Below are 22639 nucleotides of genomic sequence, written 5' to 3'. Positions count from 1 at the left end.
GGTGCGCCCGGCCCGGTTATCGGATTGGCAAAGAAGGTCAACGACACCTGTTCTCAGGTGCCCCACAGGAGAAAGGATCCCCCCTATCTGTCGACTCTAGGTAGGGGGAGAGCCTCACTTGAGGGAGATACGACCGAACAGGCGGACGGCGGTGCTCGGTTCGGCCGGTGCGCTGGTCGCTGCGACCCTGATCGCCGGTGCCGTGGCGGCGCCCTCCGCGGGCGCGACCAGCGGCAGCGGGCAGAACCGTGAGCAGCGTGGCGCCGCGATCGCCGCCGAGCGGGCCGCGAAGGCCGGCATCGCCTGGCAGGACTGCCCGGCGGACTGGGGCCTCGAGAAGCCCATCCAGTGCGGTTACGTCAGCGTGCCGCTCGACTACGCCCGGCCCAACGGCAAGCAGATCAAGCTCGCCGTCGACCGCATCGGCAACACCGGGAGCAAGGCGGAGCGCCAGGGCGCCCTCGTCTACAACCCGGGCGGCCCCGGAGGCTCCGGCCTGCGTTTCCCGCGCCGCGTCACCACCAAGGCCCCCGTGTGGGCCAACGTGGCCAAGGCCTACGACTTCGTGGGCTTCGACCCGCGCGGCGTCGGCCACTCCGCGCCCATCTCGTGCGTGGACCCGCAGGAGTTCGTCAAGGCGCCCAAGGCCGACCCGGTGCCCGACTCCGAGGCGGACAAGCTCGCCCAGATCAAGCTGGCCCGCGAGTACGCCGAGGGCTGCTACGAGCGCAGCGCCGAGATGCTGCCGTACATGACCACGCCGAACACGGTGCGCGACCTCGACGTCATCCGCGCCGCGCTCGGTGAGAAGAAGCTCAACTACCTGGGCGTCTCCTACGGCACCTACATCGGTGCGGTCTACGGCACCCTGTTCCCGGGCCACGTGCGCCGCATGGTCGTGGACAGCGTGGTCAACCCCGCGCGCGAGAACATCTGGTACGAGGCCAACCTCGGCCAGGACATCGCGTTCGAGGGCCGCTGGAAGGACTGGCAGGACTGGGTCGCCGCCAACGACGCCACGTTCCACCTGGGCACCACCCGGGCCGCCGTCCAGGCCAAGTGGCTCCAGCTGCGGGCCGAGGCGAAGAAGAACCCGATCGGCGGGGTCGTCGGCCCGGCCGAGCTGATCTCCTTCTTCCAGGGCGCCCCGTACTACGACTCGTCGTGGATCCCGGTGGCGACGGTCTTCAGCAAGTACTTCGCCGGAGACACCCAGGCCCTGGTCGACGCCGCCGCCCCGGACATGACGGACACGGCCGGCAACATCGCCTCGGAGAACAGCAACGCCGTCTACACGGCCGTCGAGTGCGTGGACGCCAAGTGGCCCACCGACTGGCGCACCTGGAACCGCGACAACACCCGGCTGCACAAGGACTACCCGTTCCTCACCTGGGCCAACGCCTGGATGAACCTCCCGTGCGCCTACTGGCCGGTCAAGCAGCAGACGCCGGTGGACGTCAAGACGCACAAGGGCCTGCCGCCCGTGCTGATCGTGCAGTCGGAGCGGGATGCGGCCACCCCGTACGAGGGTGCCGTCGAGCTCCACAAGCGCTTCAAGGGCTCCCGCCTGATCACCGAGAAGAACGCGGGCTCCCACGGTGTCACCAGCCTGGTGAACCCGTGCATCAACCCGAAGGTCGACGCCTACCTGCTGGGCGGCACGGTGGACAGCGCGGACGTGACCTGCGCCCCGCACGCCACGCCGAAGCCGTGAGCACCCGGTAGCACCAGGGGACACGCGAAGGGGCGGTCGGAAAGCCATCCGACCGCCCCTTTCCCGTGCCCGGGTCCACGGACCCGCCGCGTCAGCTGAGCGGCAGCCTGCGGAACCTGCGCTCGCGCGCGGCCTCGGCGGCCGCGGCCTGCGCCTTGGCGTCGGCCGCGTACCGGTCGACGTACTCCTGCCCGGACAGCGACAGGATCGCGTACATGATCTCGTCGGTGACGGCGCGCAGGACCGCCTTCTCGTTCTCCATGCCGGTGTAGCGGGAGAAGTCCAGCGGCTCGCCGAAGCGGATGGCGACGGGGCGCAGGCGGGGCACGACCGTGCCGGGCGGCTGCGCCTCGAACGTGCCGATCATCGCGCACGGCACCACCGGGACCCCCGCCCTGAGCGCCATCACCGCCACGCCCACCTTGCCCTTGTACAGGCGGCCGTCGTGCGAGCGGGTGCCCTCCGGGTAGATGCCGAGCAACTCGCCTTTGCCGAGCACCCCGAGGCCCTCGCGGATGGCGGCCTGGCCCGCCTCCTTGCCGGAGCGGTCCACCGGGATCTGCCCGGCGCTGCGGAAGAAGGCCGCGGTGAGCCGTCCCTTGATGCCGGGACCGGTGAAGTACTCGGCCTTGGCGAGGAAGGTGATGCGCCGCTTGAGCACCGCCGGCATGAGGAAGTGGTCGGAGAACGACAGGTGGTTGCCGGCCACGATGGCCGCGCCCGTCTCCGGCACGTGCTCCAGACCCTCGATGCGCGGCCGGAACAGCAGCCTCAGCAGCGGTCCCAACACCACGTATTTCAGCAGGTAGTAGAACAACGGGGTGCTCCTCCGTCCACCGGACCGGTCCGGCCCCCGGGTGACCCACCGTGTTCCAGCAGGTCAACCGGCGGGCCGTGGGGCTGTCAGTGTAGGCGCGGCGGGGTGCCGCCGGAACCGTCGCGCGACCCCGTCCGCCGAGTGTGTGACGAGGCGTCAGAGCCGCACGATCACCAGGGCCGTGTCGTCCGTCGCGCCGCCGGGCGGCAGCAGCTCCATCAGCACGGCGTCGGCGAGGAACTCCGGGTCCTCGTCGCGGTGGCGGGCCAGCGACTCGGCGAGCCGGGTCAGACCGGTGTCGATGTCCTCGTGGCGCCGCTCCACCAGCCCGTCGGTGTACAGCGCGAGCGTGGCGCCCGCGCCGTAGCGGGTGCCCGCCTGGGGCCTCGGTGTCGGCTCGGGACGCGCGTCCAGGGGCGGGTCGGTGGCGCGGTCGAGGAACTCCACGCGGCCGTCGCGGTGGACCAGCACCGGCGGGGGGTGGCCCGCGCTGGAGTAGGTGATCCTGCGGTCGTCGAAGTCGATGAACGTGGTGACCGCGGTGGCCGACTCGGCGCCGTCCACGACGTGGGCGTAGCGCCCGAGCACGTCGAGCGCCTGGGCCGGCCCGCCGGCGACCCGGGAGGCGGCGCTGAGCGCGCTGCGCAGCTGCCCCATCACCCCGGCCGCCTCCAGGCCGTGTCCGACGACGTCGCCGACGGACACGCCGATGCGGTTGCCGCCGACCAGGTCGACCAGGTCGTACCAGTCGCCGCACACGTTGAGCGCGCCCACCGCCGGCCGGTAACGCACCGCCACCTGACGGTACTTGACCTGGGGCCGGGCGGGCAGCATCGCCTCCTGCAGGGCGAGCGCGACCTCGCGTTCGCGGGCGTGCGCCTGGCGCAGCCGTTCGTTGAGCTGCTGCAGCTCGCGGGCCCGCGTGTACAGCTCGGCCTCCAGGACACGGGCGCGACTGCCGACCCGGGAGGTGTCCCGGCGGCCCCGGGCGCGGATCAGCTCGGTGACCTCCTCGACGCGGTGCACCACCAGCACCACGGAGCCGTCGGGTCCGAGCACCGGGGTGTTGACCGGGCTCCAGTACCGCTCGTCCCACTCGCCGGGCCGCTCGGGGTTCTCCACGTCGTAGCGCTGGAGGGCCATCGCGTCCCGCTCGCCGGTGGTCACGGCCCTGCGCAGGGACGCCTCCAGGTTGCGCATGCCGGTCGCGGCGGGGTCGTGCGGGTTCTCGGGGAAGACCTCGAACAGGCTCCGGCCCACCACCTGTTCGCGGGAGCGGCCGGTGCCGCGCAGGAACTCCACGTTGGCGTCGGCGACCACCAGGTCGGGGGTGAGCAGGGCCACCATGCCGGGCAGGGCCTGGAACACCGCCGCGTAGTCGATCACCGTGCCGTCCATGACCACGCCCCATCCTGCCCGGTCCGCGCCCGCTCCCCATCGTCCGCCGTCCGCCGTCGGACGCTCCCGGCGGATCCGCTCGCCGGCCGGCCGGGGGCCGTCATCCGGCGCCCTCGTCGTCGGCGCCGCCGTCCAGCGGCTGCTCGGCCCAGATGATCTTCCCCTCGGGGGTGAACCGGGTGCCCCAGCGCCGGGTGAACCGGGACACCAGCAGCAGCCCGCGCCCGCCCTCGTCCGTGGTGCGCGGATGCCGCAGGTGGGGCGCCGTCGCCCCGCCGTCGTACACCTCGCACACCAGCGCGCGCCCCCGCAGCAGCCGCACCCGGATCGGGCCGGCCGCGTGCCGGATGGCGTTGGTGACCAGTTCGCTCACCACCAGTTCCATGGTGAAGGCCAGGTCCTCCAGGCCCCACTCCGCCAGCCGGCGGCTCGCCGTGCGGCGGGCGTCGGCCACCGCCGCGGGGTCGGCCGGCACCTCCCACTCGGCGACCCGGCCCGCGTCCAGGCGCCGGGTGCGGGCCATCAGCAGCGCCACGTCGTCGTTCGGCTGGTCCGGCGCCAGCGCGTCGATCAGCGCACGGCAGCGCAGTTCCAGCGAGTCGGCCTGCCGCTCCAGGGCGCGGCGCAGCCGGTCCCGGTCGGCGTCCGGCGTCCCCCGCCCGCCGCGCGCCAGCAGCCCGTCCGTGTGCAGCGCGAGGGTGCTGCCGTCGGGCAGGTCCAGCTCGACCGCCTCGAAGGGCGGCCCGCCGGTGCCGAGCGCCGGGCCCTGCGGCAGGTCGACGAAGCGGACGTCCCCGTCGGGCAGCACCACCGCGGGGGCCGGATGCCCGGCGGCCGCCATGGCACACCGTCCGTCGACCGGGTCGTAGACCACGTACAGGCACCCCGAGCCCACCTGCCGCGCGTCCTGTTCGGGGGGCGGGTCCACGGCGGCGCCCTCCTCGCGGTCCGTGCGCCCCACCAGGTCGTCGAGGTGGGCGAGGACCTCGTCCGGCGGCAGGTCCAGCGCGGCCAGCGTGCGCACCGCCGTGCGCAGCCGCCCCATGGCCGCCGCCGCGCCGATGCCGTGCCCGGGCACCTCGCCCACCACCAGCGCCACCCGCGCGCCCGACAGCGGGATCAGGTCGTACCAGTCGCCGCCCAGCCCGGTCAGCTCGTCGGCCGGGCGGTAGCACGCGGCCACCTCCACCGCGTCCTGCTCGGGCAGCCGGCGCGGGAGCAGGCTGCGCTGGAGCACCAGGGCCGCGTTGCGCTCCCGGGTGTAGCGGCGGGCGTTGTCCACGCACACCGCCGCACGCGAGACCAGGTCCTCGGCCAGGCTGACGTCGTCCACGTCGAACGGCTCCTGCCGGTGCCGCCGGAAGAACGTCGCGATCCCGAGCGTCACGCCCCGGGCGCGCAGCGGGACGACGAGGACGCTGTGCGCGCCCGGGTCCGGCCCGGCGGCCGCCCGGTCGCCCGGGCCCCGCGACGTCCAGGCGCCCGCCGGGTCGAGCCGGGTCTCGCGCCAGGGACGCCCCGTGGCGAGCGCCCGCAGCGGGGGCGACCCGGGCAGGTACACGGCGGGGGCGCCGATGCCGACGGCGGCCCCGGGGTCGCCCTCGTCCACCGACCGGTGCCCGGCCCGCCGCAGCGGCCCCACCGCCGCGCCGCCCTGGGGATCGGGGGCGGGCTCCGCGCCCCGCAGCACGGACTCCAGCAGGTCCACGGCGACGAGGTCGGCGAAGTCCGGCACCGCCACGTCGGCCAGCTCCTGGCCGGTGCGCACCGGGTCCAGGCCGCTCCCGATGCGCTGCCCGGCCCGGTCGAGGAGCGCCAGCCGCTGCCGTGCCCGGTGCCGGTCGGTCACGTCGATCACCGTGTAGTACACGCCCATCGGCCGGCCGTGGTCGTCGTCGAGCCGGGTGAACGACATCATGTGGGCCGTCTCGCGGTGCGGCGCGGACCGGATGCGCCCCACGTGCTCGTAGCCGAGGACCGGCTCGCCGGTCGCCAGCACCCGTCGCATGATCGCCTCGATCGGCTCCGCGCTCACCCCCGGCTGCACGTCGGCGAGGCGCATCCCGAGCCGGCTGGCCGGGGCCCCGCCGCCGAACCGGGCCAGCGCCGCGTTGGACCACACGAACCGCAGGTCGGTGTCGACGATCGCGATGCCGATGGGGGAGCCGGAGACCATCTGCTCCAGCACCCCGCGGTCCAGGTCCCAGCCGGGCGCCTGGGCCGCCCGGCCCACGTCGTGCATCAGCAGCAGCCAGCGCGAGGGCCCCTGCACGTCGGCCGCCGAGGTCATGCGCACCATCAGCCTCACCGGCAGGCCGTCCCGGCGCCGGGCGGTCAGCAGCCCCGCCCAGCCGCCGTCGGTGCGGCAGTGGGCCAGCAGCCCGGGCAGCCGGGCCGCGTCCTCCTCGCCCAGCAGCCGCGTCAGCCGCGTACCGACGACCTCCGCGGCGGGGTACGCCAGCAGCCGCCCCGCGCTCCCGGTCCAGCTCGTGATCACGCCGTCCGCGTCGAGCAGCACCGGCGCGGCGTCGGCCACGCCGAACCAGCGGCGGGCGACGTCATGGTTCTCGTCAGCGCCCACGACCGGCCTCTCTGTCGCTGAGCGTGGTCCACCACCTCGTTGCCTCCCTTCACCCTGCACGCACCTAGGGAGGTCGGCTACCCGGGACGGTGGCAGCACGACGGGGGGCGCCGCCCGGCGGCGCCCCCCTGCCCGGTGTCCGCCCAGGTCAGGCGCCCGACACCAGCACCTTCTCCAGCGAGGCCAGCGCTGAGGTCAGCTCGTCGGCGGTGATCGTCAGCGGGGGAGCCAGGCGGATCGTCGAGCCATGGGTGTCCTTGGCCAGGATGCCCTCCCGCATCAGCCGCTCACTGACCGCGCGGCCGGTGCCGAGCGCCGGGTCGACGTCCACGCCCGCCCACAGCCCGCGCGAGCGGAACCCGACGACGCCCCGGCCGACCAGCGCGGCCAGGCCGTCCCGTAGGACCTCTCCCAGCTCGGCCGCCCGGCGCTGGAACGCGCCGGTCTCCAGCAGCTCCACCACCGCCGTGCCGACGGCCGCCGCCAGTGGGTTGCCGCCGAACGTCGACCCGTGCTCGCCCGGGTGCAGCACACCCAGCACCTCCCGGCGGCCCACCACGGCCGACACCGGCACGATGCCGCCGCCGAGCGCCTTGCCCAGCAGTACTACGTCCGGGACGACGCCCTCGTGCTCCACGGCCAGGGTGCGCCCGGTGCGGCCGAGCCCCGACTGGATCTCGTCCGCGACGAACAGGCAGCCGGCGCGGCGGGTCACCTCCCGCACGCCCGCGAGGTAGCCGTCGTCCGGGATGAGGACGCCCGCCTCGCCCTGGATGGGCTCGATCAGCACCGCCGCCGTCGTCTCGTCGACCGCGGCCTCCAGCGCGGCCAGGTCGTTGTACGGCACGATCCGGAAGCCCGGTGTGAACGGGCCGAAGCCCGAGCGGGCCGTCTCGTCCGTGGAGAAGCTGACGATCGTCGTCGTGCGGCCGTGGAAGTTGTCCGCGGCCACCACGATCGTCGCCCGGTCCGCGGGCACGCCCTTGACGTCGTAGGCCCACTTGCGGGCCAGCTTGATGCCGCTCTCCACCGCCTCCGCGCCGGTGTTCATCGGCAGCACCATGTCCTGCCCGGTCAGCGCCGCCAGCCGCTCCGCGAACCCGGCGAGCCGGTCGTTGTGGAAGGCCCGCGAGGTCAGCGTGAGCCGGTCGAGCTGGCGGTGGGCGGCCTCGACCAGCGCCGGGTGGCGGTGGCCGAAGTTGAGCGCCGAGTATCCGGCCAGCATGTCGAGGTAGCGGCGCCCCTCGACGTCCTCCACCCAAGCGCCCTCGGCACGGGCGACGACCACCGGCAGCGGATGGTAGTTGTGCGCGAGGACCGGCTCCTCGGCGCGGATCAGCTCGTCGGAGGTGCGCGGGTGTGTGGGTGCGGTCATCAGCGGATCTCCTGGGTGCAGCACTTGATGCCCCCGCCGGCCTTGTGCAGCTCCGACAGGTCGACGGGGACGGGGACGTAGCCGTGCTCGGCGACACGGGCGGCGAGCGCCTCGGCCCGTGGCGCGATGAAGACGTGGCGGCCGTCGGACACGGAGTTCAGGCCGAACGCCAGCGCGTCCTCCCGGGTGGCGAGAACCGCGTCCGGGTACAGCCGCGCCAGCACCTCCCGGCTGCCCGGCGAGAACGCCTGCGGGTAGTAGGCGATGTTGTCGTCGTCGAGGACGAACAGCGCCGTGTCCAGGTGGTAGAAGTACGGGTCCACCAGGGTCAGCCCGATCACCGGGTGCCCCAGGACCTCCTGGGCTTCGCGGTGCGCGTCCCGGGTGGTGCGGAACCCGGTGCCGGCCAGGATGTAGCGGCCCGTCCACACCAGGTCGCCCTCGCCCTCGCAGACGCTGCGCGGACGGTGGACGGGATAGCCGGCCGACGTGAACCACGTCTCGTAGTGCAGGGACTCGGGGCGCCGCTCGGGCGCGTGGAAGAGGGAGCCGAAGACGCGGCCGTCGACGACGACCGCCGAGTTCGCGGCGAAGACCATGTCGGGCAGGCCCGGCACGGGCTCCACGCTGTCCACGTCGTGGCCGTGGGCACGGTAGGCACTGATCAGCCCGTGCCACTGTTCCTGGGCCAGGTCGACGTCGACGGGGGTGTCGGGATGCATCCAGGGGTTGATGGAGTACCGCACGGCGAAGTGTCTGGGTTCGCAGACGAGAAAGCGCCGGCGGCGCGGCACACGGGTGTCGGACACAGAGGGGTTCCTCCGCTGCTCCTCCGCATGTCCTGCGGTGTCTACGGTGGGTTGAGACCACGGTAGGAAGGGACCGAACCGCTCGACAATGGACGAAAGCTGCGCGTCGGCGCAACGATGCTGCGTTGTGGGGCCCCTCAACGCACTTCTGGTGCGGCGTGAATGGCTCCCGCCTCCGGACTCTCCGGCAGCAGGTGGGACAGCACCATCACACTGATCGTCTTGCGGATGAACGGCTCGGCGCGGATGCGCTCCAGCACCTCCTCGAAGTGCTCCACGTCCCGCGCCCGCACGTGCAGCAGCGCGTCCGCGCCCCCCGTCACCGTCATCGCCGCGGTGATCTCCGGATGGTGGCGCACCACCTCCGCCAGCCGCCGGGGCGGCGCCGCGCCCTCGCAGTAGACCTCGACGTACGCCTCCGTGCGCCAGCCCAGCGCCGACGGCTTGACCGTCGCCGTGTACCCGGTGATCACGCCCGCCTCGCGCAGCCGGTCCACGCGCCGCTTCACCGCCGTCGACGACAGCCCGATCGCCGTGCCGATCTCCGCGAAACTCGTCCGGGCGTTCGCCATCAGCGCCGTGAGGATCTTCCGGTCGAGCTCGTCGAAGGACGCGGGGCCGCTGTTCATGGAGGCACTGTAAGCGGCACCGCACCCCGCGCGGACCTCCGCGCCAGCCCGTGTCCAGCCGTGCGGATTGCTCCTACACTCCACCTTCATGTTGCGCGCCCTCGCCGTCGACGACGAACGGCCCTCGCTCGAGGAACTGCTCTACCTGCTGACCGCGGACCCCCGAATAGGCGCCGTCGAGGGCGCCGGCGACGCCACCGAGGCGCTGCGCCGCATCAACCGGGCCCTGGAGAGCGGGCCCGACGGACCGGACGCCCTCGACGTGGTCTTCCTCGACATCCAGATGCCCGGCCTCGACGGCCTCGACCTGGCCCGGCTGCTCACCGGCTTCGCCCACCCGCCGCTCGTCGTGTTCGTCACCGCCCACGAGGACTTCGCCGTCCAGGCCTTCGACCTCAAGGCCGTCGACTACGTCCTCAAGCCCGTCCGCAAGGAGCGCCTGGCCGAGGCCGTGCGCCGCGCCGCCGCCCTGCGCGGCACGCCCGCGGCCCGCATCCCCGTGCACGAGCCCGACCCCGACCAGCTCCCCGTCGAACTCGGCGGCGTCACCCGCTTCGTCGCCGTCGACGACATCACCCACGTCGAGGCCCAGGGCGACTACGCCCGCCTGCACACCGGCCGGGGCAGCCACCTCGTGCGCATCCCCCTGTCCACCCTGGAGGAGCGCTGGCGCGCCCGCGGCTTCGTGCGCATCCACCGCCGCCACCTCGTCGCCCTGCGCCACATCGGCGAACTCCGCCTGGACGCCGGCACCGTCAGCGTCCTGGTCGGCGGCGAGGAGCTCCAGGTCAGCCGGCGCCACGCCCGTGAACTGCGGGACCTGCTGATGAGGAGGACCTGACGGTGCCCCAGGACCCCGCCGAGCGGCGGGCGGTCGTCACCGGCCCGCCCCGCCGCACCCGGACCGGCTCCCGCGGCCGCCCCGCCTACGCCCCCGGCCACTACCGGCCCCGCACCGAGATCGACGAGCAGACCACCCTCGGCCACACCTACGTGCGCTCCCTGATGCGCAGCCAACTGCGCGCCGGACTGGCCGGGTTCGCCGTCCTGGTGCTGCTCGTCGGCCCGCTGCCCCTGCTGTTCGCCGCGCTGCCGGGCGCCCGCCGGCTCCAGTGGGCCCTGCTCGGCTTCGGCCTGTACGCGCCGCTGGTCCTGCTCGCCCGCTGGTACGTCCGCCGCGCCGAACGCAACGAACGGGACTTCGTGCGCCTGGTCGAGGACCGCTGAGACGAGGCCACCGCCACCGTGAACTCCGGCTACGCCGTCCCCGCCGTCGCCCTCGTCGTCGTCGCGACCGTCCTCGTGGGCGCCTTCGGGCTGCGCATCTCCCGCACCACCTCCGACTTCTACGTCGCCTCCCGCACCGTGGGGCCCCGCCTCAACGCCGCCGCCATCAGCGGCGAGTACCTCTCCGCCGCGTCCTTCCTCGGCATCGCCGGACTGGTCCTGGTCCAAGGCCCCGACATGCTCTGGTACCCGGTCGGCTACACCGCCGGCTACCTGGTGCTGCTCCTGTTCGTCGCCGCCCCGCTGCGCCGCTCCGGCGCCTACACCTTGCCCGACTTCGCCGAGGCACGGCTCGCCTCCCGGCCGGTGCGCCGGCTCGCGGGCGCCTTCGTCGTCGGCGTCGGCTGGCTCTACCTGCTGCCCCAGCTCCAGGGCGCGGGACTGACCCTCACCGTCCTGACCGGCGCCCCCGACTCGCTCGGCGGGGTGATCGTCGCGGTCGTCGTCACCGCGACCGTGGCGGCGGGCGGCATGCGCAGCATCACCTTCGTCCAGGCCTTCCAGTACTGGCTGAAGCTCACCGCCCTGCTGGTGCCCGCCCTCTTCCTCGTCCTCGCCTGGCAGGGCGACGGAGCGCCCCGGCACGCCTTCGCGGAACCCGCGACCTTCCGGGAGCAGCGGGCCGTCCGCGTCGACGACACCGTCGACCTCACCCTGGAGGCCCCCCTGACGGTGACCGTCACCGGGACCGTCGACGGCCGCCGCCACGACGCCACCGCGCTGCGGCTGCGCGCCGGCACCCACCGCATCGAGCGGGGCACCCGGCTCACCTTCGCCCGCGGCGCCGCCGTCCCCGCCGCCGACCGCAGCGCCGACGGCACCATGTCCGCCTCCCTGGCGGCCGGCCGCGCGGAACGCCCGCTGTACGCCACCTACGGGCTGATCCTCGCCACCTTCCTCGGCACCATGGGCCTGCCGCACGTCGTCGTCCGCTTCTACACCAGCCCGCACGGCGTCGCCGCCCGCCGCACCACGGTCGCCGTACTCGCCCTCATCGGCTGCTTCTACCTGCTCCCGCCCCTCTACGGCGCCCTCGGCCGCCTCTACGCCCCCGAGCTGGCCCTCACCGGCGACGCCGACGCGGCCGTCCTGCTGCTGCCCGACCGGATGATCGGCGGCCCGGGCGGCGACCTGCTGGGCGCGCTGGTCGCGGGCGGCGCCTTCGCGGCGTTCCTGTCCACCGCCTCCGGCCTCACCATGGCCGTGGCCGGCGTGCTCACCCAGGACGTCCTGCCCTCCCGCGGCGTGCGGCACTTCCGGCTGGGCACCGGGCTCGCCATGGCCGTGCCGCTCGCGGCCGGCGCAGTGGTCGGCGGACTGCCGGTCGCGGACACCGTCGGGCTCGCCTTCGCGGTGTCGGCGTCCTCGTTCTGCCCGCTGCTGGTCCTCGGCATCTGGTGGCGGCGGCTCACCCCGCCCGGCGCCGCCGCCGGGATGCTGGCCGGCGGCGGCTCGGCGTTCGTCGCCGTGGCCGCGACCATGGCCGGCCTGCCGGCCACCGGGAGCCTGCACGCCCTGCTCGCCTGGCCCGCCCTGTGGTCGGTGCCGCTCGGCTTCCTCACCATGGTCCTGGTGTCCCTCGCGACCGCGAGCCGCGTCCCGCCGGGCACGGCGGCGGTCCTGGCCCGCTTCCACCTCCCCGAGGCCCTCGGCACGACGGAGGTGAAGGCGTGAGCGGATTCCTCGCCGGGCTGCTCGTGGCGATCCTGCCGCTGCTGGCCGCCGGGTTCTGGCTGGGCCGCCGCACCGCCCGGCCGCAGAGCCTCGGCGGACTCGGCACGCCCGTCGAGCACGCCACCTTCCAGACGCTGCACACCGCCTCCCTGGCCGCGCCTCCGCTGCGCGCCGGGCTCACCGAGGAGACGGCCCGCAAGTCGGCCCGCGGACTGCGCTCGCTGCTCGGCACCGACGCGCTGTGCCTCGCGGACGAGAAGGACGTCCTCGTCTGGGACGGGGTGGGCGCCCACCACCGCGCCGAGATCGCGGAACGGCTCGCCGGGCCCCTGGAGACCGGCCGCGGCGAGGCGTTCCCGCTGCACTGCGGCTCACCCGACTGCCCGGTCCGCTGGGCGGTCGTCGCCCCGCTCACCGTCGACGACCGCGTCCACGGCGCCCTGGTGGCCTGCGCGCCCCGCGAGTCCGCCGTGCTGGTGCGGGCCGCCGGCGAGGTCGCCCGGTGGGTGTCCGTGCAGCTGGAGCTGGCCGACCTCGACGACTCGCGCACCCGGCTGATCGAGGCGGAGATCAAGGCCCTGCGCGCGCAGATCTCCCCGCACTTCATCTTCAACTCGCTCGCGGTGATCGCCAGCTTCGTGCGCACCGACCCCGAGCGCGCCCGGGAGCTACTGCTGGAGTTCGCCGACTTCACCCGCTACTCGTTCCGCCGGCACGGCGAGTTCACCACCCTCGCCGACGAGCTGCACGCCATCGACCAGTACCTGGCGCTGGTGCGGGCCCGCTTCGGCGACCGGCTCGCGGTGACCCTCCAGATCGCCCCCGAGGTGCTGCCGGTCGCCCTGCCGTTCCTGTGCCTGCAGCCGCTGGTGGAGAACGCGGTGAAGCACGGCCTGGAGGGCAAGGCCGACAAGTGCCACATCCGCATCACCGCGCAGGACGCCGGCGCGGAGGCCCTGGTGGTCATCGAGGACGACGGCGCCGGCATGGACCCCGAGCTGCTGCGCCGCATCCTGGCCGGCGGCGGCAGCCCCTCCGGGGGCATCGGCCTGTCCAACGTCGACGACCGGCTCCGCCAGGTCTACGGCGACGGCCACGGCCTGGTCATCGAGACAGCGCCCGGCGCCGGCATGAAGATCACCGCGCGGCTGCCGAAGTACCAGCCCGGGGTGCACTCGGGCGCCCGGCTCAGCCCGGAGTGAGCCCGGCGCGCCGCACCCTCAGGTGCGCATCACGATCAGCGCGAGGGTGATCAGGCCCAGCACCACCCAGCCGAACCACAGCCAGCCGTTGCTGCCGAGCGCCACCGTGTAGGCCGTCACCACGACGAGGCCGCCGACGGTGAGCACCCCCATCGTCCGTGTGGAACCGTCCGTCGAACCGGGCATCGCGACACCCTCCTGGCACACCCTCCACAGGGTGCGTCCCCCTCCATGGTGCCCCGGAGCCGCCCGATCAGCTCCCGCGCGTGTTGAGAGAGGCCAGATACGCGTTGTACGCCTCGAGCTCCTTGTCGCCGTCCCGGTCGGCGGCCCGGTCCGTGCGCCGGGCCTGCCGCTGCTCGGAGCGGTACCACTGGAACAGCAGCGCGATCAGCACCAGCACGGACGGGACCTCGCTGAACGCCCAGGCGATGCCGCCGGCCGCGTTCTGGTCGGACAGCGCGTCGATGCCGAGCGAGGCCGGCGGGTTCCTGAACGTCTCCACCATGGGCGTCGACGCCATCATCAGCGCGATCCCGAAGAACGCGTGGAACGGCATGCCCGCGAACAGCTCCAGCATCCGCATCAGGTAGCCGGGCCGGTGCGGCCCCGGGTCCACGCCGATGATCGGCCAGAAGAAGACCACGCCCACCGCGAGGAAGTGCACCATCATCGCGAGGTGCCCGGTCCTGGAGCCCATCAGGAAGTCGAACAGCGGGGTGAAGTACAGCGCGTACAGGCTGGCGATGAACAGCGGGATGGTGAACCCCGGGTGCGTCACGATCCGCATGTACCGGCTGTGCAGGAACGCCAGCAGCAGCTCGCGGGGCCCCTTGCGGCCCCGGCCGGCCACCGGCAGCGCGCGCAGCGCCAGGGTGACCGGGGCGCCCAGCAGGATCAGGATCGGCGACAGCATGCTGATGACCATGTGCTGGACCATGTGCACGCTGAACATGACCATGCCGTAGTCGTTCAGCCGGGTGCACATCACCAGACCGATGGTCAGCACGCCGACGACGTACGACACCGTCCGGCTCACGGGCCAGGCGTCCCCGCGCCGCCGCAGCCGCAGCACCCCCCACCCGTACAGGGCGAGCCCCGCCACGCAGGCGACGAGGAAGAACGGGTCCGCCGACCACTGGAGCCCGCGCCCTAGCGTGAAGGGCGCCAGATCCATGGGCATGCCGTGCCCGCTGTGGTCCATCGGCCGGCTCCTGTTTCGTGGGGGTTGTACGAATCGTCCGGACCAAGACTAGAGCGGCCCCCGGCCGACGCTTCGACCGGGGGCCACGACAGCCGGGCGGGGCCGGGGCGCGGGGGAGACCCCGGCGCCCCGGCGGACGGCTACAGCACGCACTCCGCCTCGGCGTACCGCTCCGCCGGTACGGTCTTCAGCGTCTCGACGGCCTCGGCCAGCGACACCATCACGATGTCCGTCCCGCGCAGCGCCGTCATCATCCCGAAGTCGCCCCGGTGCACGGCCTCCACCGCGTGCCAGCCGAACCGCGTCGCCAGCACCCGGTCGTACGCCGTCGGCGTCCCGCCGCGCTGCACGTGCCCGAGGATGACCGGCCGGGCCTCCTTGCCGAGCCGCTGCTCCAGCTCCAGGGAGAGCTGGCGGGCGATCCCGGCGAACCGCTCGTGGCCGTAGATGTCCTTGCCGCCCTCGTCGAAGTCCATGGACCCGGGCGCCGGCTTGGCGCCCTCGGCGGCGACGACGATGGCGAACCGCTTGCCCGCCTCGAACCGCTCACCGACCCGCCGGGTCAGCTCCTCGATGTCGAAGGGCCGCTCGGGCACCACGATCGCGTGGGCGCCCGCCGCCATCCCGGAGTGCAGCGCTATCCAGCCGGTGTGCCGGCCCATGACCTCCACGACCAGCACCCGCTGGTGGGACTCGGCGGTCGTCTTCAGCCGGTCGAGGGCGTCCGTCGCCACCCCGACGGCCGTGTCGAAGCCGAAGGTGACGTCGGTGACCGCGATGTCGTTGTCGATGGTCTTCGGCACGCCCACGACGGGCAGCCCGCTGTCCGACATCAGCCGGGCCGCCTTCAGCGTGCCCTCGCCGCCGATCGGGATGATCGCGTCGAGACCCAGCTCCTCCAGGTGGCCCTTCGCCCGCTCCACCCCGTCCCGCAGGTGCGAGGGCTGGACCCGGGAGGAGCCGAGGATGGTGCCGCCGCGGGCGAGGATGCCGCCCACCGCGTCGAGGTCGAGCTTGAGGTAGTCGCACTCCAGGAGGCCCTTCCACCCGTCCCGGAAGCCGATGACCTCGTCGCCGTGGTCGACGACGGCGCGGTGCACGACGGACCGGATGACGGCGTTCAAGCCGGGGCAGTCGCCGCCGGACGTGAGGACACCAATGCGCATAGCCCGAAACAACCTTCTCAACGTGGGCACAGGACCGGACCACGCTGTCCGGCTCGATCCCCGCCACCCTAACGGCAGCGGGGGTCCAGTCCGTAGCGTCCGTCCGCCTGCTGGACGACCCCGCTCACCTGTGCGGACGTCGTGTCAGACGGGCTCGGGCGGCCGGTGTCAGGCGGGCTGCTGCGCGGAGGCGATGCGCTCGGTGCGCAGCGCCTCGTACCAGCGGTCGTCGGTCGGCGGCAGCGCGTTCACGTCGAGCGCCAGCTTCAGCAGCAGGTCCGCGATCTGCGGGTTGCGGGCCAGCACCGGGCCGTGCATGTACGTGCCGAACACGGTGTCGTTGTACGCGCCCTCGGTGCCGTCGCCGGTGCCGTTGCCCTTGCCGAAGCGGACCCGGGCCAGCGGGCGGGCGGTCGGACCCAGCTGGGTGATGCCCTGGTGGTTCTCGAAGCCGGTCAGCGCCGGCAGGCCGAGCGGGGCGTCGATGTCGGCGAGGACGTCGCCCACGCAGCGCTCGCCGGTGCCGCGCACGGTGGTCACGTCGAGCAGGCCGAGGCCGGGCTGGCGCTGGCCGAGGTCGTTGACGAACTCGTGGCCCAGGATCTGGTAGCCGGCGCACACCGCGAACACGATGGCGCCGTTGTTCACCGCCTGGAACAGGTGCCCGTCGCGCAGCAGCCGCTCGGCCGCGAGCCGCTGCGGGCGGTCCTCGCCGCCGCCGATCAGGTAGATGTCGCCCGAGGTGGGGATCGGCTGGTCGCTGCGCACGTCGAGCCGGGCCACGTCGAGGCCGCGCTGGCGCGCCCGGCGCTCCACGACCAGGACGTTGCCCTGGTCGCCGTAGGTGCTGAGCAGGTCCGGGTAGACCCAGACGACCCGCAGGCTGTTGTCGCTCACAAAAGTCCCCTGTGTGTCAGTTGCCGACGCGGCGGCGCAGGTCCTGGAAGGCGGTGTAGTTCGCGATGACCTCGATCCGCCCGGGCGGGGCGGCGCGCACGGCCTCGTCGAGGTCCGCGCACACCTGGAAGTGCTGGTTGGCCACCTCCAGGCGCACCGCGAGGTCCAGCTTGCGGTCGCCGATCACGCAGATCGGGTGGCCGGTCAGCCGGGTGTAGTCCACGTCCCAGAGCCAGGAGGTGTCGGTGCCGTCGGCGCCGCGGGCGTTGACGGAGAGGATCACCGGGGTGGGCGGGGGGTCGATCAGGCTGAACGTCTCGAGCCAGCCCGCGGGGTTCTTCGCCAGCAGCAGCCGCAGGTCGCGCTGCATGAACTGCACCACGTCGTAGCGGCCGGCGACGGCCTGCACCTGGTACATCCGCTCCAGGGCCACCTGCGGCGGCACCCCGAACACGGCGGCGACGGCGGCGGAGGAGGCGGCGTTGGCCTTGTTGGCGCGGCCCGGCAGCTGCAGGTGGATCGGCCAGGCTGAGCCGTGCGGGTCGAGGACGTGGTCGCCGGACAGGGCCCAGCTCGGGGTCGGCCGGCGGAAGCCGCACTCGCCGCAGAACCAGTCCTCGCCCGGGCGCTGCATGACGCCACCGCAGGACGGGCAGGACCAGGCGTCGTCCTTCCACATCTGCCCGGCGGCCACCCACACCACGTTGGGGGAGGAGGACGCGGCCCACACGACCAGCGGGTCGTCGGCGTTGGCCACGATCACGGCCTTGGAGCCGGCGAGCCCCTCGCGCCAGTTCTCGGCCAGCATCCGGGTCTCGGCGGCGCGGTCGAGCTGGTCGCGCGAGAGGTTGAGCAGGGCGATGCACTTGGGGTCGGTGTCGCGGGCGACGCCGGCCAGGTACTTCTCATCGACCTCGATCACGCCGTACCGGGCCTCCGAGCCGCCGGCCAGCGCGGAGGTGATGCCGGCCGGCATGTTGGCGCCGAGGGCGTTGGAGACGACCGGCCCCGCGGCGCCCAGCGCCTCGGCGATGAGCCGGGTGGTCGTGGTCTTGCCGTTGGTCGCCGAGACCAGGACGACGTCCAGGTTCTGGGCGAGGCGGGCGAGGAGGTCGGGGTCGAGTTTCAGCGCCACCCGGCCGCCGATCACCGAACCGCTGCCGCGTCCGGCGGCACGGGACGCCGCCGCGACCGCCTTGCCCGCGGTCACGGCCAGCTTGGCCCGCGGCGAGAGCGGGTCCGAGTTGCCTGCCATCAGTTCTCGATCCTCCTTGCGTACGCGCCGCGCTCAGGGTGTGCCTGACATTTCCGGCAGACTGCGAGCCTGACGGCACCGTGGTGGTGGTCAGCCTATCGAGATCGCTGCACACTCCCGAATCCCGGCCCGCGCCTGCGCGGCGGGGGCGGACCGGTTCCCGGGAGCGGGACCGTACCCTTGCCGCCATGCGACACGGCTCGATCCCGGGCGCCCGCGGGCGCGTCCGGCCCCTCACCCTGCTCGGCAGCCCGGTGCTGCACGAGCCCTGCAAGGATGTCACGGACTTCGGTCCGGAACTGGCGTCCTTCGTGGAGGATTTGTTCGCGACGATGTACGCGGCGCGCGGGGTGGGCCTGGCGGCCAACCAGGTGGGCGACCCCAGGCGGGTGTTCGTGTACGACTGCCCGGACGACGACGACGTCCGCCACGTCGGCCACGTGGTCAATCCCCGCCTGGTGGAGGCGGACGGCGTGGTGGTCCGCGGCCCCGAGGGCTGTCTGTCCCTGCCGGGGCTGGAGGCGGGCACCGAGCGCTACGACCACGCGGTGGTCGAGGGCCGCACGGTGACGGGGGAGCCGGTGACCGTGCACGGGACGGGGTTCTTCGCCCGGTGCCTGCAGCACGAGACGGACCACCTGGAGGGCACGGTGTACGCGGACCGCCTGACGGGCTGGCGCCTGCGCAGGCTGGCGCGCCAGGTGGCACGGGCGCCCTGGAGCCGGTGACCGCGAGGCGGTGCGGGACGGTGGGCGGACTGCGGGGAGCCGGAGCCGGACGGCACCGCCTCGCCGGGGCTCAGAAGCCCGGGCCGCCGACCCTGTCCCCGGCGGCGGCGAGCCGGCCCCACAGCAGGTCCGCCAGGCCGCGGACCAACTCGGCCCGGGTGCAGGGCCGTTCGCCCAGCCACCAGTCCCCGGCCGCGTGCATCATGCCGACGATGCCGTGGCCCCAGACCCGGGCGAGCTGCTGGGTGCCCGGTCCGAGGTCCAGCCGCTCCTCGATGACCGTGGCCAGCTCCTCGCCCATCCGCCGCAGCAGGGGGGCCGAGTGCTTGCCGACGTCGAAGCCCTGGTCCGCGCTCTGGTCGCCGCTCTGGGACCCCTCCGCCGGGTGCATGAGGAACCGGTAGACCTGCGGCCGGGCCTCGATCGCCGCGAGGTAGGTGTCCAGGGTGGCCTCCACGCGCTCGCGCCGGTCCGCCGGGGCGTCCAGCGCGGCGCGCAGGGAGGCGAGGAGCGCGTCGGTGTGCCGCTTGGCGAGGGCGGCGTACAGTCCGCCCTTGTCGCCGAAGTGGCGGTAGAGGATCGGCTTGGTGATGCCGGCCTCCGCGGCGATGGCGTTCATCGAGGCCTGCGGTCCGTCGCGGAGCACCACCCGGTCGGCGGCCTCCAGCAGCTCGCGCCGGCGGCGGTCGGCGGACCGCTGCTGCTCGGTCCGCTGTGTGGTGTCCATCTGCTCTCCCCACCCGTGCTGATTCGGTGACGCCTGCGCAAACTAACACCCGAGCGTGTCCAGGCATCGAACGGGCTGCCGGGCGGTCATCAGGAGTTGACTTTTCCTACTGGCGGGTAACAGACTGCGTGTTACCGTAAGTAACACCGCACGTGCGCCGCCGCTGGAGGGGACATGGCCGAGTTCACCATGGAGCTCAACGACGAACAGAAGGAGGTCCGCGACTGGCTCCACGGGTTCGCCGCCGACGTGATCCGCCCCGCGGCCGCCGAGTGGGACGAGCGCGAGGAGACCCCCTGGCCGGTCATCCAGGAGGCCGCGAAGGTCGGCATCTACTCCCTGGACTTCTACGCCCAGCAGTACTTCGACGCCACCGGCCTCGGCATCCCGATGGCCATGGAGGAGCTGTTCTGGGGCGACGCGGGCATCGCGCTGTCGATCGTCGGCACCGGCCTCGCCGCGGTGGGCGTCCTCGCCAACGGCACCGAGGAGCAGATCGGCACCTGGATCCCCCAGATGTACGGCGACGCCAACGACGTGAAGGTCGCCGCGTTCTGCTCCTCTGAGCCCGACGCCGGCTCCGACGTCTCCTCGATGCGCACCCGTGCCGTCTACGACGAGGCCAAGGACGAGTGGGTCCTCAACGGCACCAAGACCTGGGCGACCAACGGCGGCATCGCCAACGTGCACGTCGTGGTGGCCGTCGTCGACCCCGAACTGGGCTCCAAGGGCCACGCGTCCTTCATCGTCCCGCCGAACACCCCCGGTCTGGCCCAGGGCCAGAAGTTCAAGAAGCACGGCATCCGCGCCTCGCACACCGCCGAAGTGGTCCTCGACGACGTGCGCGTGCCCGGTTCGTGCCTGCTGGGCGGCAAGGAGAAGCTGGACGAGCGCCTGGCCCGGGCCCGGGAGCGGGCCAGGACGGGCGGCGAGCGCGTGAAGAACGCGGCCATGGCCACCTTCGAGGCCTCCCGCCCGGCCGTCGCCGCGATGGCCGTCGGCACGGCCCGCGCCGCGTACGAGGTCGCCCTCGACTACGCGTCGACGCGTGAGCAGTTCGGCCGCCCGATCATCGACAACCAGGGCGTCGCCTTCCAGCTCGCCGACATGCGCACCCAGATCGACGCGGCCCGCCTGCTGGTGTGGCGCGCCTCCTGGATGGCGACCAACGGCAAGCCGTTCACCGCGGCCGAGGGCTCCATGTCCAAGCTGTTCGCCAGCGAGACCGCCAAGAAGGTCACCGCCCAGGCCATCCAGATCCTCGGCGGCAACGGCTACACCCGCGAGTACCCGGTGGAGCGCATGCACCGCGACGCCGCCATCTACACCATCTTCGAGGGCACGAGCGAGATCCAGCGCCTGGTCATCGCCCGCACCCTGTCGGGCCTGCCGATCCGCTGACGCGCCGGCACCCGTGCGGTCCCGCGGCGATCCCCGGGACCGCACGCACCCGCCCGCCCCGAAGCCCCCGGCAGGGACGGGTCAGGAGGCGCCGCCGCTGCTGTGCGCGATGCACGCGACGTCGATCCGGTCGGCCAGTTTCGCCAGTTCGATGGCCAGGGCCGCCACCGTGTCCTCGTCCAGGTCCTCACCCGCCTCGACGAGCCGCACCCACCGCGCACCCACCGTCCGCAACAGCTTGCTCACGTCGGCCGCGGCCACCTGCAGGGCGCCGTGGTCGTCGACGATCAGGGGGAGAGTCACTTCGCGGTTCACACAGCGGATCGTAGCCGCGGAACCGTCACGCGCCGTGCCACACCGTGGTGATGTTGCAGAACTCGCGGATTCCGTGCCCGGACAGCTCACGCCCGTAGCCCGACCGCTTCACCCCGCCGAACGGCAGCGCCGGGTGCGAGGCCGTCATGCCGTTGACGAACACGCCCCCGGCCTCCAGGTCCCGCACGAAGCGGTCCACCTCGGCCTCGTCGCGCGTCCAGACGTTGGAACTCAGGCCGAACAGCGAGTCGTTGGCGATGAGCACCGCCTCGTCCAGGTCATCGGCCCGGTACAGCGTCGCGACCGGCCCGAACGTCTCCTCGCGGTGGATGCGCATCTCCCGGGTGACGTCCGCGACGACGGTCGGCGGGTAGTACCAGCCGGGGCCCTCGGGCCGTTCGCCGCCGCACAGCACCCGCGCCCCGCCGCGCCGGGCGTCGTCGACCAGTTCCTCCAGGTCGTCCCGGCCCCGCTCGCTCGCCAGCGGCCCGACCTCGGTGTCCTCCTCCATCGGGTCGCCCACCGTCAGCGCCCGCATCCCGGCGACGAACCGCTCGGCGAACGCGTCGTACACGTCCGCGTGGACGATGAACCGCTTGGCGGCGATGCAGGACTGGCCGTTGTTCTGCACCCGCGCGGTCACCGCGACCTGCGCGGCACGGTCGAGGTCCGCGGACGGCATCACGATGAACGGGTCGCTGCCGCCCAGCTCCAGCACCGTCTTCTTGATCATCTCGCCCGCGGTGGACGCCACGGCCCGCCCGGCCGGCTCACTGCCGGTGAGCGTCGCGGCCTTGACCCGCTCGTCGCGCAGGATGTCGTCGATCGCGCCCGAGCCGACCAGCAGCGTCTGGAAGCAGCCCGCCGGGAAGCCCGCCCGGTGGAACAGGTCCTCCAGGTACAGGGCGGTCTGCGGGACGTTGGACGCGTGCTTGAGCAGGCCCACGTTCCCCGCCATCAGCGCCGGCGCGGCGAACCGGACCACCTGCCACAGCGGGAAGTTCCACGGCATCACCGCGAGCACCGGGCCCAGCGGCCGGTAGCGCACCACGGCCCGGGAGGCGCCGGAGTCGGTCACGTCGGAGGGGTCCGGCTCCTCGTCGGCGAGCAGCGCCTCGGCGTGCGCGGCGTACCAGCGCATCGCCTTCGCGCACTTGGCCGCCTCCGCACGGGCCTGCTTGACCGGCTTGCCCATCTCGGTGGTCATCACCCGTCCGATGTCCGCCTGGTCCTCCTCGAGCAGGTCGGCGGCCCGCTCCAGCAGCGCGGCGCGCTCGGCGAACGACGTCGTGCGGTAGGTGCGGAACGTGGCCTCGGCCAGCTGGAGCCGGCGCTCCAGCTCCTCCTCGTCCATCGGCTCGTACGTCTTGATCGTCTCGCCGTTCGCCGGGTTGACCGTCGCGATGGGCATGACCGACCTCCTGGAAGCTGAACTGTGTTCCGACCTTCCCGCGCGGCGG

General features: G+C 73.4%; 21 protein-coding genes. 7 read left to right on the top strand and 14 right to left on the bottom strand.

Annotation, left to right across the window (positions count from 1 at the left end; all coding sequences use genetic code 11):
- Positions 1-118: 118 nt before the first annotated feature.
- Positions 119-1714, top strand: coding sequence for an alpha/beta hydrolase (locus tag E4U91_RS05205; RefSeq protein ID WP_137305605.1), 1596 nt, complete (start codon positions 119-121; stop codon positions 1712-1714).
- A gap of 91 nt (positions 1715-1805) precedes the next feature.
- Here the strand turns inward: E4U91_RS05205 and E4U91_RS05200 are convergent, their stop codons facing one another.
- The 6 genes from E4U91_RS05200 to E4U91_RS05175 all read right to left on the bottom strand — a co-directional run bounded on the left by E4U91_RS05200 (position 1806) and on the right by E4U91_RS05175 (position 9323).
- The gene (locus E4U91_RS05200; RefSeq protein ID WP_137305604.1) at positions 1806-2531 is read right to left on the bottom strand and encodes a lysophospholipid acyltransferase family protein; all 726 of its coding nucleotides are present in this window, start codon (positions 2529-2531) and stop codon (positions 1806-1808) included.
- A 156-nt stretch (positions 2532-2687) separates the two neighbouring features.
- The gene (locus tag E4U91_RS05195) at positions 2688-3929 is read right to left on the bottom strand and encodes a PP2C family protein-serine/threonine phosphatase (RefSeq protein WP_137305602.1); all 1242 of its coding nucleotides are present in this window, start codon (positions 3927-3929) and stop codon (positions 2688-2690) included.
- Between the two features lie 100 nt (positions 3930-4029).
- Entirely contained in the window at positions 4030-6510 is a 2481-nt protein-coding gene (locus tag E4U91_RS05190) for a SpoIIE family protein phosphatase (protein ID WP_137305600.1), read from the bottom strand.
- Between the two features lie 148 nt (positions 6511-6658).
- Positions 6659-7885, bottom strand: coding sequence for an ornithine--oxo-acid transaminase (gene rocD, locus E4U91_RS05185; RefSeq protein ID WP_137305598.1), 1227 nt, complete (start codon positions 7883-7885; stop codon positions 6659-6661).
- Positions 7885-8694: a dimethylargininase gene (gene ddaH, locus E4U91_RS05180; RefSeq protein ID WP_137305596.1), complete on the bottom strand. Its 810-nt coding sequence runs from the start codon at positions 8692-8694 to the stop codon at positions 7885-7887. Before ddaH ends, rocD begins: the two co-directional genes overlap by 1 nt.
- Before the next feature lie 137 nt (positions 8695-8831).
- A complete protein-coding gene (locus tag E4U91_RS05175; protein ID WP_137305594.1) occupies positions 8832-9323 on the bottom strand; it encodes an Lrp/AsnC family transcriptional regulator in 492 nt (163 codons plus the stop codon).
- Positions 9324-9411: 88 nt separating this feature from the next.
- Here E4U91_RS05175 and E4U91_RS05170 point away from each other — a divergent pair, with 88 nt between their 5' ends.
- From E4U91_RS05170 to E4U91_RS05155, 4 genes are read left to right on the top strand one after another with little or no spacing between them, the layout of a single operon-like run.
- Positions 9412-10164 (top strand): LytR/AlgR family response regulator transcription factor, encoded by a 753-nt coding sequence (locus E4U91_RS05170; RefSeq protein WP_137305592.1) that lies wholly within the window; start codon positions 9412-9414, stop codon positions 10162-10164.
- A 2-nt stretch (positions 10165-10166) separates the two neighbouring features.
- The gene (locus E4U91_RS05165; RefSeq protein WP_137305590.1) at positions 10167-10550 is read left to right on the top strand and encodes a hypothetical protein; all 384 of its coding nucleotides are present in this window, start codon (positions 10167-10169) and stop codon (positions 10548-10550) included.
- 18 nt (positions 10551-10568) lie between these two features.
- The gene (locus E4U91_RS05160) at positions 10569-12284 is read left to right on the top strand and encodes a sodium/solute symporter (protein ID WP_137305588.1); all 1716 of its coding nucleotides are present in this window, start codon (positions 10569-10571) and stop codon (positions 12282-12284) included.
- Positions 12281-13486: a sensor histidine kinase gene (locus E4U91_RS05155; protein WP_137305586.1), complete on the top strand. Its 1206-nt coding sequence runs from the start codon at positions 12281-12283 to the stop codon at positions 13484-13486. The genes E4U91_RS05160 and E4U91_RS05155 overlap by 4 nt, the downstream gene beginning before the upstream one ends.
- Positions 13487-13504: 18 nt before the next feature.
- On the opposite strand, the gene E4U91_RS05150 is transcribed toward E4U91_RS05155, so the two are convergent.
- The 5 genes from E4U91_RS05150 to E4U91_RS05130 all read right to left on the bottom strand — a co-directional run bounded on the left by E4U91_RS05150 (position 13505) and on the right by E4U91_RS05130 (position 18008).
- Positions 13505-13672 carry a hypothetical protein gene (locus E4U91_RS05150; protein ID WP_107119452.1) on the bottom strand — a complete coding sequence of 56 codons (168 nt, stop codon included), beginning with the start codon at positions 13670-13672 and terminating at the stop codon, positions 13505-13507.
- Positions 13673-13739: 67 nt separating this feature from the next.
- Complete coding sequence (locus E4U91_RS05145; RefSeq protein ID WP_137305584.1) at positions 13740-14690, bottom strand: cytochrome c oxidase assembly protein; 951 nt, start codon at positions 14688-14690, stop codon at positions 13740-13742.
- A 140-nt stretch (positions 14691-14830) separates the two neighbouring features.
- Positions 14831-15856: a 6-phosphofructokinase gene (locus E4U91_RS05140; RefSeq protein ID WP_137305582.1), complete on the bottom strand. Its 1026-nt coding sequence runs from the start codon at positions 15854-15856 to the stop codon at positions 14831-14833.
- 168 nt (positions 15857-16024) lie between these two features.
- Positions 16025-16753, bottom strand: coding sequence for a type 1 glutamine amidotransferase (locus E4U91_RS05135; RefSeq protein WP_137305580.1), 729 nt, complete (start codon positions 16751-16753; stop codon positions 16025-16027).
- A 16-nt stretch (positions 16754-16769) separates the two neighbouring features.
- Positions 16770-18008, bottom strand: coding sequence for a MurT ligase domain-containing protein (locus tag E4U91_RS05130; RefSeq protein WP_137305578.1), 1239 nt, complete (start codon positions 18006-18008; stop codon positions 16770-16772).
- A gap of 188 nt (positions 18009-18196) precedes the next feature.
- On the opposite strand from E4U91_RS05130, the gene def reads away from it, so the two are divergent.
- Positions 18197-18736, top strand: a complete 540-nt coding sequence (def, locus tag E4U91_RS05125; RefSeq protein ID WP_137305576.1) for a peptide deformylase — start codon at positions 18197-18199, stop codon at positions 18734-18736.
- Between the two features lie 70 nt (positions 18737-18806).
- Here def and E4U91_RS05120 read toward each other — a convergent pair whose 3' ends face one another.
- The gene (locus tag E4U91_RS05120; RefSeq protein ID WP_137305574.1) at positions 18807-19463 is read right to left on the bottom strand and encodes a TetR/AcrR family transcriptional regulator; all 657 of its coding nucleotides are present in this window, start codon (positions 19461-19463) and stop codon (positions 18807-18809) included.
- A gap of 174 nt (positions 19464-19637) precedes the next feature.
- On the opposite strand from E4U91_RS05120, the gene E4U91_RS05115 reads away from it, so the two are divergent.
- A complete protein-coding gene (locus E4U91_RS05115; RefSeq protein WP_137305572.1) occupies positions 19638-20864 on the top strand; it encodes an acyl-CoA dehydrogenase family protein in 1227 nt (408 codons plus the stop codon).
- 81 nt (positions 20865-20945) lie between these two features.
- Here E4U91_RS05115 and E4U91_RS05110 read toward each other — a convergent pair whose 3' ends face one another.
- Together E4U91_RS05110 and E4U91_RS05105 are read right to left on the bottom strand one after the other, a co-directional pair.
- Positions 20946-21179: a DUF6213 family protein gene (locus tag E4U91_RS05110; RefSeq protein ID WP_067227582.1), complete on the bottom strand. Its 234-nt coding sequence runs from the start codon at positions 21177-21179 to the stop codon at positions 20946-20948.
- A 25-nt stretch (positions 21180-21204) separates the two neighbouring features.
- Positions 21205-22590, bottom strand: a complete 1386-nt coding sequence (locus E4U91_RS05105) for an NADP-dependent succinic semialdehyde dehydrogenase (protein WP_137305570.1) — start codon at positions 22588-22590, stop codon at positions 21205-21207.
- Positions 22591-22639: the final 49 nt, after the last annotated feature.

It is taken from the genome of Streptomyces lasalocidi (assembly GCF_005280215.1).
In the GTDB taxonomy this organism is placed as follows: domain Bacteria; phylum Actinomycetota; class Actinomycetes; order Streptomycetales; family Streptomycetaceae; genus Streptomyces; species Streptomyces longwoodensis.
This window is presented reverse-complemented; position numbering and strand designations above follow the sequence as displayed.

What these genes read in the sequence shown, in the direction of transcription:
- E4U91_RS05195 (WP_137305602.1), bottom strand. Translation starts at nt 3,929, where the DNA reads ATGGACGGCACGGTGATCGACTACGCGGCGGTGTTCCAGGCCCTGCCC.
- rocD (WP_137305598.1), bottom strand. Translation starts at nt 7,885, where the DNA reads ATGACCGCACCCACACACCCGCGCACCTCCGACGAGCTGATCCGCGCC.
- E4U91_RS05175 (WP_137305594.1), bottom strand. Translation starts at nt 9,323, where the DNA reads ATGAACAGCGGCCCCGCGTCCTTCGACGAGCTCGACCGGAAGATCCTC.
- E4U91_RS05170 (WP_137305592.1), top strand. Translation starts at nt 9,412, where the DNA reads ATGTTGCGCGCCCTCGCCGTCGACGACGAACGGCCCTCGCTCGAGGAA.
- E4U91_RS05150 (WP_107119452.1), bottom strand. Translation starts at nt 13,672, where the DNA reads ATGCCCGGTTCGACGGACGGTTCCACACGGACGATGGGGGTGCTCACC.
- E4U91_RS05145 (WP_137305584.1), bottom strand. Translation starts at nt 14,690, where the DNA reads ATGGACCACAGCGGGCACGGCATGCCCATGGATCTGGCGCCCTTCACG.
- E4U91_RS05140 (WP_137305582.1), bottom strand. Translation starts at nt 15,856, where the DNA reads ATGCGCATTGGTGTCCTCACGTCCGGCGGCGACTGCCCCGGCTTGAAC.
- E4U91_RS05130 (WP_137305578.1), bottom strand. Translation starts at nt 18,008, where the DNA reads ATGGCAGGCAACTCGGACCCGCTCTCGCCGCGGGCCAAGCTGGCCGTG.
- def (WP_137305576.1), top strand. Translation starts at nt 18,197, where the DNA reads ATGCGACACGGCTCGATCCCGGGCGCCCGCGGGCGCGTCCGGCCCCTC.
- E4U91_RS05120 (WP_137305574.1), bottom strand. Translation starts at nt 19,463, where the DNA reads ATGGACACCACACAGCGGACCGAGCAGCAGCGGTCCGCCGACCGCCGC.
- E4U91_RS05115 (WP_137305572.1), top strand. Translation starts at nt 19,638, where the DNA reads ATGGCCGAGTTCACCATGGAGCTCAACGACGAACAGAAGGAGGTCCGC.
- E4U91_RS05105 (WP_137305570.1), bottom strand. Translation starts at nt 22,590, where the DNA reads ATGCCCATCGCGACGGTCAACCCGGCGAACGGCGAGACGATCAAGACG.